Here is a 13,544-nt window from a genome sequence, read left to right as displayed (position 1 = left end):
CACTAGTTTTGCAGCGTTAACCAAATACAACAAATCATAATGAACAAATCAATGAAAATGATTGCTTTTGCGGCAGTTGGCTTAGCTCTTTCTGCCAGTCTATCTTCCTGTAATAAAAATAATGTGATTGATCCAATGCCACAGGAAAATAGGCCATCGGGTGTAACGCCCGGTAATGTAACCACGTTGGATGCGTCGCCAGTAGTGAGTGTTTTTAAGAAGTATACGTTGACAAAAGATGGAGATGCAACCCTATCGTACGACAATGATGGCCGCTTAACGAAAGTGTCGTATAGCCCATCTAAATATATCGACTACGGCTATGGCTTTAATGGAAATGTGGTAATAAAAACTTCCTATGAAGGTGGCAAACTGGTTAAGCAGGAGTCCTATAGCCTCAACAGCAATGGGAAATGTACACACTCGCACCATAAAGCATTTTCCTATTACAACCAGGGGACTATTACCACCGAGGATTCGTATGAGTATGAATACCATACCAGTGGGGTTGTGGCAGGAGCGTTGAAGCAATGCACCAATACCAAAACGCTGGAACGCTGGGATTTCGTTTATAACTCTAATCACGGTATTGCCTCGATTTATTACATCAATGACAATGGGGTGAACGATTGGTCAGTTTGGTTCAATTATCAAAGTCTGACAGATGGTATCGACAATAAGTATAAACTCAACCCGTCGGTTAAGATTCTGGACCCTTATCTGAAATTATTTGGCGACTTTCATCAGATTCACCTGACACCGACAGAACATCACTATAAGCAGGGAAGTAACACACCCTATGCTAGTTATGGCTATAAGTACACCCTGAACGCTGACGGCTATCCAACTAAACGCGAGACGGAATTAAATGGACAGATCATAGCCACCCGGTTGTACGACTATATGGTCACGGGTATAAACACGACAAATCGGCCTAACTAATCAGAACGATAATGTCTACCCCTGGTTTTAACGTACTGGACCAGGAGCAAGCTAGATGAAATATGTCAACTCCCCGGCTTTGCCGGGGAGTTCTTTTATGGGGCTAGTATGAGGATTACATCAGGTTAAGGAACCATTGGAGTGCATAGAATATTCTAATTTTGTGCAGCACACCATTTTCTGGCGCTGCTGGATATTTTTCTATTATGCCTGTTGCCATTCGATCTCTGCTTACCTACCGCGCCGAACTTACCGATACCATTCGCTTAAGTGTGCCGATTATTATTGCGCAATTGGGCGTTGTGCTGATGGGCGTTACCGATAACCTGTTCGTCGGGCGGTTGCTGGGGGCGGTTCCGCTGGGGGCTGCTGGTCTGGCCAATTCGCTGTCGTTCCTGATGTCGAGTATTGGGGTGGGTGGTTTAACGGTTGTTGCGGCTTTGGTGTCAAAATCGTATAACCAGCATGATCCGGCGGCCGTAAATCGATTGTTTCGGGCGGGGTTACGGGTTGGGGTCTTGCTAAGTTTCGTTTTAGGATGCCTTTCGGCCTTGTTAGCTTTCAACTTCGACTTGTTCGGTCAAACGCCTGAAGTGACGCGCCTGGCCCGAAATTTCATGCTGATTTTGAGTGCGTCATTAATACCATTGATGGTCTTTGTGGGCGCTCGCCAATTGTGCGATGGGTTGCGCTACCCGCGAGTGGCTATGGCGATTACTTTGTCGGCACTTCTGGTTAATGCACTCTTTAACTATCTACTTATCCAAGGGGTAGGCCCGTTTCCTGCGTTGGGCCTGTTGGGTTCGGCAATAGCTACATTACTTTCCCGTACCTTTATGGCAGGCGCTATGTTGGTCTACATTTATCGGTCGGCACGTTTTAAACCGTTTTTACTGCCGGAGTTTCAGGTATTGCCGACAACTACAGAAGCCTTGGAAATTCTGCGACTTTGTATTCCGGGTGGCTTAACGTTTTTCTTTGAAGTTGCTACGTTTTCGCTGGCAGTGGTCATTGTCGGCTGGCTTGGCGAAGATCGATTGGCTGCTCACCAGATTGCAATCAACTTGGCTTCAGTCACCTATATGATGGCTACGGGTATTTCGTCGGCGGCTGCCATACGGGTGAGTGCGTCGGTCGGTCGGGGGAGTCGTGACGGAATCTGGCGGGCAGGAATTGCGGCTTTTATACTGTCGATTGGTTTTATGACCCTGATGGCCGGGGTGTTCCTGACCGCGAACGAATGGCTGGTAACCTTGTATATCCGCGATAATCCGGCTGTTATGCAAATTGCGGCTTCACTGGTGATCATTGCCGGGGTGTTTCAACTTTCCGACGGGATTCAGGTAGTGGCTTTGGGAAGTTTACGGGGGCTATCCGATGTAAATGTCCCGACGCTCATTACCTTGTTTTCGTACTGGATTGTAGCGCTACCGTTAAGTTATGTACTAGGTTTTTGGGCGGATATGGATGCGATTGGGGTATGGATTGGCCTCCTGGCTGGGCTTACTATCGCTGCTATTCTGCTCACCTGGCGGTTTTTTCGTAGGGTAAAGCGGATCGATCTAGCGGCCGTCAGCACGTCGCTGACTAGTTAGCGTAGCGATCAGTATGTACTTTCCATTAGTTCCGTACGAGTCGGGCGATTGGCCGTAAGTTCATAGGAGATACCCTGTCGGTCAAGATCATCTACAAACGAAGTGTACTTATCCTTTTCAACGGTGAAAATGTACCAGTTTTCGTAGGGTTCATTGAATAGTTCAACCTCGGTCAGTGATGCTTGTCGTTGCAGATGCTGATACTGTATCGTTGCGAGATCGGCCTGTTTGATGAGGAAATACCACACGTTTTGTAGGGCGAGTTTCCACCCGCGATTTTTATTCACTAATTTATAACTTCGGGCGGCTGCCCATCCGCGTTAGAAAACTAAAAACCCCACGTCAAGGTTCGAGACGCGGGGTTTTTAGTTTTCTAACGCGGATGGTTTATTTGTTCACCGCCAGGTTTGATGCCAAAATATAGTCGGCCAATACCAAGCCCGCTTCGTTTAGATACAGGTCTTTTTTCTTTTTGGCTACCGATGCCGTTGATGGCGTGCCCGTTTCATCAGTTGGTGCTGAGATTTGCGAAACCTTATTGGCAGCAGCCCGTTTTCGTTCGGCTTCTTCACGCTCTTTCCGGCGTTTCGACTCCTGCAGCGAGACCACTGTATTTTCTTTCGCTTTCTTGAAATCGGCCAGATCCTGCGCCAGCTTTTTTAGCTCTGGGTCTGACTTAAGCCGTTGGTCGAAACGGTCGCGAAGACGGCCGAGTACTTTGTCGTCCAGATCATTTGCCGATTCGTAGCGCGTTGAGTTGATATGATCCCAGGGAAGCGCACTTGGCTGCGAGCTTTCACCGTACTCTTCGGCCGAGAAAGCAGAGGGCAGTTCAATATCGGGCGTTACGCCTTTGTGTTGCGTGCTGCTACCATTGATCCGGTAAAACTTCTGAATGGTCATTTTTACCTGACCTACTTTCTCTGGTTCTTTCGGAAGCCACTGGTTCAGATCGATCAGTGTTTGCACAGTGCCCTTACCGAAGGTTTGACCACCCACGATAATACCCCGCTTGTAGTCCTGAATGGCAGCCGCAAAAATTTCGGAAGCCGATGCGCTGAAGCGGTTCACCAATACAGCCATTGGGCCATTGTACACAACTGTGCCACCGTCTTTATCGGCATATACTTCGGTTTCGCCCGTCGATTCCTTAACCTGCACAACCGGACCTTTCGGTATAAAAATGCCGGTCAGATCAATCGCTTCGGTCAGTGAACCACCGCCATTATCACGCAGGTCAATGACGATACCATCTACTTTTTCACCTTTGAGTTCTTCAACAAACTTCTTCACATCGCTTGTGGTGCTGCTGAAGCCTTCTTCACGCTTGCGGGCCCCTTCAAAGTCTCGGTAGAACATTGGAATGTTAATAACCCCAATCTTAAACGGCTTACCGTTGTCGGTTACCTCAATGACTTCTTTCTTGGCCCGTTGCTCTTCCAGTTTGATCTTTTCACGCACCAGCCGAAGTTCTTTTGGAGGAGCACCGGCTATAGCATCAGGCGAAACAATCTGGAGACGCACAACGGTACCTTTCGGCCCTTTGATGAGTTTGACGACTTCATCAACCTGCCAGTTCATAGTGTTGACCATGGGGCCATTATCCCCCTGCGCTACACCCGCAATCTTGTCATTTACCTTGATCAGGTTGCTTTTGAAAGCGGGGCCTCCTGGTAGCACCTGCGTAATCTTGATATACTCCCCATCTTCCTGAAGCATAGCGCCTATACCCTCCAGCGACTGGCTCATTTCCTGATTGAACCGGTCGGCATTGGTGGGCGAAAAATAGTTCGTATGCGGGTCAAGCGCTTCAGCAAACGAGTTCATGTAAATCTGGAACACATCCGCACTCTTGATCCGGTTATAGGCTTTGTCCAGATTCGTATAGCGCTGGTTCATGGTAGCCACAACGGCGCTGTCTTTCCGGTTGCCCAGTCGCAATTCCAATTCCTGATTCTTCAGGATTTTACGCCATAGATCGTTCTGCTCTTCAACGGTTTTAGGCCAGGCCGCTTTCTCGCGATCGGTGTTGAAGGTTTCGTCTTCAGTAAACGTAAATGGCTTTTTGATCTGCTCTTTTACGAAGTCGCTGCGTTCTTTGAACCGTTTCCGGAACACATTATACAGGTCGTAAGCCGCTGTTAGATCACCGTTTATCAGCGCGTCGTCGATCTGATAGCGGTATTTCTCGAAAGACGCTACGTCTGAGGCTAACAGGTAGGTTTTATTACCGTCGAGTTCTTTCAGGTAATTGTCCCAAACCACTGAGGAAAGCGAATCATTGAGCCGTACTTTCCGATAATGGTAAGTTGTCAACAATTTGGCTACCAGTTGTTCGACCCGTTCCTGGGAAACAGTCGGCTTTAAATCATCGACTGTGGGCGATTGGGGCGAAGTCTGTAGGGACGAAGCGTTACCTACAGCACCATTCGAAGGTAGATCCGGCTGAAAACTCAGAATCAGCACGGGCATTAGAGTCACCAGATACTTCTTCATTTATTATTACCCAGGTTAATGGCGAAAGAGCGAAAGAGTTAAAGAGCGAAACTGAACCACTGGTGCAAAACTAGTTGGTTCCAATTCACTCTTTCGCTCTTTCATTCTTTGGCTCTTTGGTTATTGTTTTACAATATCAAGTAACTCAACATCGAACACTAATGTTGAGCCGGGTTTTATGTCGGAGCCCATACTCCGGTCGCCGTAGGCTAAATCAGACGGGATATAAAGCTTCCATTTGGAGCCGACAGGCATTAATTGGAGCGCTTCGGTCCAGCCTTTAATCACTTCTGTTACACCAAATTCGGCCGGTTGGCCGCGCTTTATCGAACTATCAAACTCTGTTCCGTCCAGCAATCGGCCAGCATAATGTACCTTCACACGATCGGAAGCAGTTGGTTTAGGCCCGGTACCTTCTTTTTCGACTGAATATTGTAAACCGCTGGCGGTGGTTACTACACCGGCTTTGGTTTTATTCTCAGCCAGAAACGCATTGCCAATTTTTTTGTTTTCGGCCGACGCTTTTACGGCTTCTGCATTTTTGGCGACCATCTGTTTCTGGTAGTAATTCTGGATGACCTGTTGTACCTGATCCATCGACAACCGCATCGTTCCACCATTCAGCGCTTCATCAAGGCCCTGGGCAATCAGAGCTGCATTCACATCTTTCGGACCTTGCTGTTTAATATTTTGAGCGATACTGACGCCAATGCTATAACTTAGAGAATCTCGTTCGGAGGCTAAGCCACCTTTTGCAGGTTTGGTGGCAGAGGCTGTTTTGGGTGCCGTAGCCGGTTTTTTGACAGCAGGCTTTTTGACTTGGGCAGTGGCGGAACCAGCAACAACTAATGCCGATAGTGTACCGGCCAACATCCATTGATTAAACTTCATGCGAAAATGAAACGGGGTGTATTGAACTAAGACTTAATACTACTGAAACGTGAATGAATAGGATAAAAGTTTAACGATACTTGAGTTCAGCCAAAAAATATTGGTGAAACGTCGGTCAATTCCATCCTAATTCTGTATTTGATCAGGCAACTAAAAGTAGTCGAAAATTTGGCAGAAATCAATTTTAACCGACTAAAGGCTTCGTTAATTTGGATAAACGGTTGTTCTGGGCTGGCCAATGGTAGCTGATTTTAGTCGGGAATATCGGAAAAGTCTAAGATTCAGTCGTTATTTCTTCATTTCATCGTATTTTTATTAAATTTTAATCGTACCTTTGCGGCCGAAAAAATAAACTAAATTTCCCTCTAACATATATGGAATCCGTAAGACCCGACGAGATATCAGCGATCCTCCGCCGTCAATTGGCCGGAACACAATCTGAAGCTGAACTCGAAGAAGTCGGTACGGTGCTGCAAATCGGCGACGGCGTAGCGCGTATCTACGGCCTCTCGAAGGTGCAGGCCGGTGAATTGCTGTCGTTCGAGAATGGGCTGCAAGCCATGGCTCTGAACCTTGAAGAAGATAACGTCGGAGCTGTGTTGCTCGGTGATTATTCGGAAATCAAAGAAGGTGATACCGTTAAGCGTACCAACCAAATTGCTTACGTAAACGTAGGGGATGGTATTCTTGGCCGCGTTGTCAACACACTTGGTCTGCCGATTGATGGTATGGGCCCCATTCAGGGTGAACTGTTTCCCATGCCGATGGAGCGAAAAGCACCAGGCGTAATTTTCCGTCAGCCGGTAAACGAGCCCCTACAAACCGGTATCAAGGCTATCGATGCCATGATCCCCATCGGCCGGGGCCAGCGGGAGCTGATCATCGGTGACCGTCAGACGGGTAAAACCGCTGTGGCGATCGACACCATCATCAACCAGAAAGAATTTTACGACAAAGGTCAGCCTGTTTACTGTATCTACGTTGCCTGCGGTCAGAAAGCATCGACCGTGAAGCAGGTAGAAGCTACCCTGCGGAAAGCAGGTGCTATGGACTATACGGTTATCGTGGCGGCCAATGCATCTGACCCTTCGCCAATGCAGTTCTTTGCGCCGTTTACGGGTGCAGCCATTGGTGAGTTCTTCCGTGATACAGGCCGTCCGGCACTCGTTGTCTATGACGATCTGTCGAAGCAGGCTGTCGCTTACCGCGAGGTATCGCTGCTGCTGCGTCGCCCACCAGGACGGGAAGCGTATCCGGGTGACGTATTCTACCTGCACAGCCGGTTGCTGGAGCGGGCTGCGAAAATCAACGGGAACGACGAGATCGCGAAAAACATGAACGACCTGCCACCGTCTCTGAAAGATAAGGTGAAAGGTGGTGGTTCGCTGACGGCGTTGCCAATCATTGAAACGCAGGCTGGTGACGTTTCGGCTTATATTCCAACAAACGTAATCTCGATCACCGACGGCCAGATCTTCCTGGAGTCGAACCTGTTTAACTCAGGTATTCGTCCGGCCATCAACGTAGGTATCTCGGTATCGCGGGTAGGTGGTAACGCCCAGATCAAGTCGATGAAAAAAGTGGCTGGTACACTGAAACTCGATCAGGCTCAGTTCCGCGAGCTGGAAGCGTTTGCCAAGTTTGGTTCGGACCTTGATGCGTCTACGAAACTGACGATCGAACGGGGCCGCCGGAACCAGGAAATGCTGAAACAGGCGCAGTACTCGCCCGTTCCGGTTGAACAGCAGGTGGCTATCATCTACGCATCGACCAACGGCTTACTCGACAAAGTTCCTGTCAACAAGGTAAAAGCGTTCGAAAGTGAGTTTGGTATGGTGCTTAGCGCCCAATATCCAAAAGTTCTGGATGAACTGCGTGCTGGTAAACTGACCGACGAAGGAACCGCAACGTTGAAGAAAGTAGCCGCTGATCTGTCAGCGAATTATTAATTTTTTAAGGAGTTAGTAGTTAGGAGCGAGGAGTGAGAAGGGCTGACCCATTCAGCTACTTTTCTCCTCACTTCTCGCTCCTAACTATCAACTCCTTGTTATTAATAGCTTAAGGAGTTAGGAACGAGACTAGGGAACAGTATATGTGCGTCAGCAACTCCTCACTCCTCGCTCCTAACTACTAACTCCTTAAAGGAATGGCCTCACTAAAAGAAGTACGCGCCCGGATTGCTTCGATTAACTCGACTCAACAGATCACCAAAGCCATGAAAATGGTGTCGGCTGCTAAACTGCGTCGGGCGCAGGATAATATAACACAGTTGCGGCCCTACGCCCAGAAACTGAGCCAGATGCTTGGAACAGTATCGGCAGGGGCGGAAACGGCTTCGGAAAGTCCTTACAAGCAAACACGAGCCATTGAGCGAGTACTGATCATTCTGGTTACCTCTGATCGTGGATTGGCCGGAGCGTTCAACACCAATGCGATAAAGGGAGCGTTGACACTGATCGACGAAAAATATTCAACACAGGCTCGCTCGGGCAATGTGGAAATTATGGCCATCGGTAAGAAAGGTGGAGAAGCTTTTCAGCGTCGTGGCTTTAAAGTGAACACCAACCACGTCGATGCGTTCGGTTCGCTCAACTTTAACACCGTTCGGGCGGCTGCTGAAGAAGCGATGGAAGGCTTTGCCAATGGTCGTTACGACGTTGTTGAGGTTGTTTACAACGAATTCCGGAATGCAGCCCTACAAATCGTTCGGACAGAGCAGATGCTACCGATCGTAGCAGCCGAATCACCCGCAGGGAGCGCTAATTCGATCAACTATCTGTTTGAGCCATCGGAAGAACAGATCGTGACGGAACTGATCCCTAAAACGATTAAGATTCAACTATACAAAGCGGTACTGGACTCGAATGCGGCTGAGCATGGAGCCCGGATGACGGCTATGGATAAAGCGACTGAGAATGCTGGCGAACTGCTGAAAGAGCTTCGTCTGGTTTATAACCGGACTCGTCAGGCCGCTATTACTACCGAGATCCTCGAAATTGTAGGCGGTGCTGAAGCCCTGGCCAACGGGTAATAGTCAATCTACCATTAGAAAAATAAAGCCGCTCTCTCATTGGGGGTGGCTTTATTTTTTCGTAACTTTTGCTGGCTCATTGCAACGCTTTTCAACTCGATTGCGTCTTAGTGAGTAAGAACAAAGGCACGGGATCAAGGCAAAAACCTACCTTCGGAAGAGTTAGCGTTAAAGCGCTGTTAAAAATACTTAACTGTAGATGAGGTTCGTTGATTATCAGCCTTTTAAAGGCCTATGTTATTGCCAATATTTAACAAGGAATCGAAACGTATGAAGCACTTTTGTTGTTATTAAATTGTCATATACGAATGACTATTTCTCCAACGTTAATTAAGCGGTTTAAGGACCATTTAACGACTCAAAATACATGAAACTCAAAGGCATAATAACTAGTTTGTTCGTCGTCGGTACGCTGGCGTCCTGTGCTCCTGCTATTACTGTAAAGTACGACTACGACCCTAAAGTGAATGTTCGTCAGTTTTCGACCTACCGGATCGAAGCTGACCGGCAGCGGAATGCGGACCCGATTGTAGGTAGTAACCTGAATCAGCGCCGGATTGCTGATGCGCTCGACCAATCGCTGAAATCGCGTGGCTACAAGCCCGTAACGCAAGGTGAAGCGGATCTGGTAGTTCGGTTCTTTATGGATTCGAAAGATCGTCAGCAAATTCAATCCAACAACATGTACTCGCCTTATTCGTGGTGGTACGGTGGCATGGGCAACAATGTGTATTCACGGCAGTATGAAGAAAATCGCGTGGTGATCAACGTACTGGATGCCCGTACTAACGACATCGTTTGGCAGGGCTGGGCGACTGGTCAGCTCAACAACCGGAATAAAGAGCGTGATCGTGACCAGGCTTTCCGCGAAACGGTATCCAGCATTATGAAAAACTTCCCTGAAAGTGCCGGCCAGGATTATGGCGCGGCCCGGTAAGGAAGTTTAGAAGTTGAATAAAAACCTGCTCTTGATGCTAAGAGCAGGTTTTTTTATGGACTAGCTTTTCGTTACTTTGTGGCTTTCGTTTTGGGTATGTCCACCGTAAGCCGAGGAGTTGTTTATTCACTCGTAGCAGTCGTCATCGTGCTTCTGTTAGGCATTATGGCTCTGCTTGGCGTAGCTTATAATCGGCATCAGCGACTCGAAGATGCAACAATCGATCTTCAACGAAACCTGACACAACAGGAAAATAAAATCACGGAACTACAGGAGCGGCTTCAGGACTGTGATACAACTAAAGCGACTGCACCGATTGATACGTCGTGGAATAAGCCGCCCGCTGATGTGTCTGCAAAAGATGTTTCGCAATCCCCTCCGCCCAAGTGGTAAGTCGAAAAAAAGTTTCATAAAAAAAGGCATCCATAACAGATGCCTTTTTTACGTTCTCATAGGTTGGTTATTCTTCGAATACATTGCCATCGTAGGTCACGCTGGCGAGTTTTTTATCGAGGTAGTAAACCTGGTCGGCTGGAATCTGATCGATCAGTTCGAGACAACGACGGGCAATGTACTCCTCTTCCATTTGCTCTTTCACATACCACTTCAGCAGTTCTTCGGTGGCGTAATCTCCTTCGCGACGGCAGATGCCAATGATGCGGTTGATCGAGTCTGTTACCGAAATTTCCTGCTCCAAAGCACCTTCAAATACAGATTTCAGTGAATCAAACTCCTGCGCAACCGCCGGAACTTCGGGCGAGTAGGCCGTAGCTCCCTGATCGCAGAGGTAATGAAACAGCTTCATCGCATGGTGACGCTCCTCTTCCGATTGCTTATAAAAGAAACCTGCACAATGATCTAGTCCGTTACGGTCGCACCAGCCCGCCATCGCCAGGTATTTCGATGATGAAACCATCTCCATTTGTATTTGCTGGTTCAGGGCCAGCTCAACGCTCTCTTTGATTGCGGTGCGAAGTCTTGCTAAGTCTTTCATAGTAGATGGCTGTTGCCGGTGAGATATTTTCCCAAAAGAACAAAAAAAACCGGCTCATGTTATAAAGCCGGTTTGTTATCAAGAAATTTAGACGGAATCTATTTATGCTTCCTGCGATAGCGTACAGCCGCATTCACGCAGCATGGAGTTCAGTTCCAGCATAAGTTTGGCACCATGGAGTAGCTCACGCAAATGAACAATCTCGCAAAGGGTCAACACATAACAACGTTCGGAACGGGGAAGGGCCAGAATTTCGACATCGTCTGATGCGGCTGTGCTAAGAGCCATTTGCCGAATGTCGACAGTTTCGACCAGACGGCGAAACTGAGCAAAATCACGGGCTGAAAACTGCGTGCGGGTATTCCAGAATTCCAGAATCAGACGATAGCTCGCATCACATTGATAAACAACACCTTTGTCGGTTCGAAATACTTCCTGATAGGTTGCCGGTACGTTACTGGTCATGGGTACACAAATGAACACACAAAGATAAGCCGAAAGTATTAATTTAGATAGTTTCTAAACAATATTTTCTACCTTTTAACGAACGGCCTTAGTAATAGATTGTGTAGAGCCAATAGCCAGCGGTAACCAACCTGTTGTTCCGTTATCAATTCGAACAAGTTGGAAAACAGTGGTTTGAGCCAGCACATCGACTATAGCGCCAGCAGGAAGTGGCTTGATTATACCAGCCCGGCTATCAGCAGCGTCTAGTAAATTGCCAGAAGATGATAACGTTAAACGGCGGAGTGGGCGTTGGGGTGTTTCCGTCGTACTGTTGAGAATATACCCGGTCAGGCCATCAGCCGTTTGGATGCGTAACCAGGTTTCGGTTCCACCCAGGATGGTCAAAGCCGATGATTTAGGTAGTTCACGTAGAATAGGCGAGTCGCTGCTCGGGGCCATCCGAACCGTCGACTTGGCGGCTGATACTCGTACTGAATCGCCAAAACGTGAAGCAGATAGCAGCACTTGTTTCGCCGGACCGCGACCGAGTCGAACGAATGGTAAGGGGTCAGTAGCTCCGCCCATCATCCCATAGATGCCAAAATGCAGATGGGGTCCAGTTGTTCGGGCATTGCCGGTATTACCCACAAAGCCAATCGTATCGCCTACAGATACCCGCTGACCATTCGTTACATGCCAGCGATCCAGATGCGCGTAGTAAAGTCGGATGTCTCGTTCGGTATCGGTTAATAATGCAACATTGCCTCCGAGGGTGTTGGTACCAACGCCCGTAACAATTCCATTGACCGACGCCAGGGCCGGTGTGCCTTTTGGAGCAAAAATGTCGATACCCTCGTGCCGCCGGCGTCCACCGTCACGGGCAGCACCGAAATAGCTGCTAATCTGACGACTGTCACGACCTTTTACAGGAAAGGACAGTGCGGGTTCGCGCGTAATCGAGATGGTGTAGCTTGCGTTTCGGAGCAATTCTGGCTGGATACGGATTAAATACGTCTGGTTTTTCCGGGGTTCCCAGGCAAGCACATTGGTATCAGCTTTGGATGCCGCAGCCAACGACATTCGGTTACGATCGTCAAGCGCAAATACATCGATAAATAGCTGCGTGGTTTTTTGCCCCTGGGTTTCTACCTGCACCAGAAAACGATCACCCCGCTGCGCATCGAGTCGATACCCTACTGCAAATGCTTTGTTGGCCGAAAAGTACCCACTTTCGCGGTATGGGACGGTGATTTTCAGCGAATCGTGGAGGGCTTGGTCGGCGGCAGCCAGCCAATCGGTGCCCAAGGCCGTTTGGTCTAGTTTCGCTTCTTTGAGCGACTGACCATACTGGTCATGGGGCGAAGTGGAACGAAATAAATTGGTGGCAGGTCCAACCCCTGTGCAGGCATTAAGCCCGCCAGCCATAAATCCAGCGAAAAGAATGTAGGAAAAATATCTGATTACCATAGTTGTACTATAGTATTAAACGACCTTGTTACGATGATATTTCAATTGCGATAAGTAGACGACCATTGCCAAACCGACCAGAATACTCAGAAACGGCAACAGGAATGACACAACAGCGGCAAACGCATAGGTGATCATACTGATCAGATGGCTGGTTCGGATGCTAAGTATACGTACGTCGCCTACAGGCCGTTTGAGAAGTCGATAGTCGTTGGTAGCGTAGTTCCACATGATGAATAAGACCCCGGAAATGCCGGAGAAAAGGAACATATACAATGCCGACGAAAGCGAATGGGCTGGCGTATTGATGTAATCGGCCAGCAGCGAGGTGGTGAAGGGGATAATACTGACCAGTAGCAACAGCAGCCCATTGTAAAACATGAATCGGACGTCGCTACGTTGGATTACGTTATACATCCGATGGTGATTGAGCCAGATGATGAATATAGTTGTGAAGCTGACAAAATAGGCGATATAATCCGGCCATTGATGAAATAAGGCCAGCGCCAGTGCCTGATTGGACGTAGCCACTCGCAGACTGGGCGCTTTCAACTGGAAAGTAAGAAGGGTAATGTCAATCGCGAAAACCCCATCGCTGAATGTTTCCATGCGCAGGGTTTCGTTTTCCTGAAAATCGGCCATTTGTTGTCAAATCATCAACTGACAGACAAACGGTTAGAAGAACCAATAAGTTATAAAGTCGTTTTGTATGCCAAGTAATAGCACACGGATTCTTATGATGGT

At 48.2% G+C, this 13,544-nt stretch carries 13 protein-coding genes; 6 read left to right on the top strand and 7 right to left on the bottom strand.

The genetic code is table 11. The features are described from left to right. Positions 1-51: 51 nt before the first annotated feature. Both ACYVFD_RS19255 and ACYVFD_RS19250 read left to right on the top strand, forming a co-directional pair. Entirely contained in the window at positions 52-942 is an 891-nt protein-coding gene (locus ACYVFD_RS19255; protein WP_461092055.1) for a hypothetical protein, read from the top strand. Between the two features lie 206 nt (positions 943-1,148). Then, positions 1,149-2,537, top strand: a complete 1,389-nt coding sequence (locus ACYVFD_RS19250) for an MATE family efflux transporter (protein ID WP_461092053.1) — start codon at positions 1,149-1,151, stop codon at positions 2,535-2,537. An 8-nt stretch (positions 2,538-2,545) separates the two neighbouring features. Here the strand turns inward: ACYVFD_RS19250 and ACYVFD_RS19245 are convergent, their stop codons facing one another. From ACYVFD_RS19245 to ACYVFD_RS19235, 3 genes are all read right to left on the bottom strand, one after another. Then, positions 2,546-2,785 (bottom strand): hypothetical protein, encoded by a 240-nt coding sequence (locus tag ACYVFD_RS19245; RefSeq protein WP_461092052.1) that lies wholly within the window; start codon positions 2,783-2,785, stop codon positions 2,546-2,548. A 139-nt stretch (positions 2,786-2,924) separates the two neighbouring features. Next, a complete protein-coding gene (locus ACYVFD_RS19240; RefSeq protein WP_461092051.1) occupies positions 2,925-5,033 on the bottom strand; it encodes a carboxy terminal-processing peptidase in 2,109 nt (702 codons plus the stop codon). A 120-nt stretch (positions 5,034-5,153) separates the two neighbouring features. Beyond that, positions 5,154-5,924: an FKBP-type peptidyl-prolyl cis-trans isomerase gene (locus ACYVFD_RS19235; protein ID WP_461092050.1), complete on the bottom strand. Its 771-nt coding sequence runs from the start codon at positions 5,922-5,924 to the stop codon at positions 5,154-5,156. A gap of 374 nt (positions 5,925-6,298) precedes the next feature. Between ACYVFD_RS19235 and atpA the strand changes: the two genes are divergently transcribed. From atpA to ACYVFD_RS19215, 4 genes are all read left to right on the top strand, one after another. Then, positions 6,299-7,873 (top strand): F0F1 ATP synthase subunit alpha, encoded by a 1,575-nt coding sequence (gene atpA, locus ACYVFD_RS19230; protein ID WP_461092049.1) that lies wholly within the window; start codon positions 6,299-6,301, stop codon positions 7,871-7,873. Between the two features lie 197 nt (positions 7,874-8,070). Beyond that, positions 8,071-8,955: an ATP synthase F1 subunit gamma gene (gene atpG, locus ACYVFD_RS19225; RefSeq protein ID WP_461092048.1), complete on the top strand. Its 885-nt coding sequence runs from the start codon at positions 8,071-8,073 to the stop codon at positions 8,953-8,955. Between the two features lie 367 nt (positions 8,956-9,322). Further along, positions 9,323-9,892 (top strand): DUF4136 domain-containing protein, encoded by a 570-nt coding sequence (locus ACYVFD_RS19220; protein ID WP_461092047.1) that lies wholly within the window; start codon positions 9,323-9,325, stop codon positions 9,890-9,892. A gap of 96 nt (positions 9,893-9,988) precedes the next feature. Continuing rightward, entirely contained in the window at positions 9,989-10,285 is a 297-nt protein-coding gene (locus ACYVFD_RS19215) for a hypothetical protein (RefSeq protein WP_461092046.1), read from the top strand. A gap of 67 nt (positions 10,286-10,352) precedes the next feature. Here the strand turns inward: ACYVFD_RS19215 and ACYVFD_RS19210 are convergent, their stop codons facing one another. The 4 genes from ACYVFD_RS19210 to ACYVFD_RS19195 all read right to left on the bottom strand — a co-directional run bounded on the left by ACYVFD_RS19210 (position 10,353) and on the right by ACYVFD_RS19195 (position 13,442). Further along, positions 10,353-10,886, bottom strand: coding sequence for a ferritin (locus tag ACYVFD_RS19210; protein WP_461092045.1), 534 nt, complete (start codon positions 10,884-10,886; stop codon positions 10,353-10,355). Positions 10,887-10,988: 102 nt separating this feature from the next. Then, the gene (locus ACYVFD_RS19205; protein WP_461092044.1) at positions 10,989-11,351 is read right to left on the bottom strand and encodes a hypothetical protein; all 363 of its coding nucleotides are present in this window, start codon (positions 11,349-11,351) and stop codon (positions 10,989-10,991) included. Between the two features lie 75 nt (positions 11,352-11,426). Next, on the bottom strand, positions 11,427-12,800 hold the full coding sequence (locus tag ACYVFD_RS19200) for a peptidoglycan DD-metalloendopeptidase family protein (protein ID WP_461092042.1): 1,374 nt from the start codon (positions 12,798-12,800) through the stop codon (positions 11,427-11,429). A gap of 15 nt (positions 12,801-12,815) precedes the next feature. Further along, positions 12,816-13,442, bottom strand: a complete 627-nt coding sequence (locus tag ACYVFD_RS19195; protein ID WP_461092040.1) for a TMEM175 family protein — start codon at positions 13,440-13,442, stop codon at positions 12,816-12,818. Positions 13,443-13,544: the final 102 nt, after the last annotated feature.

The sequence above is a fragment of the Spirosoma gilvum genome (assembly GCF_054776815.1).
This window is presented reverse-complemented; position numbering and strand designations above follow the sequence as displayed.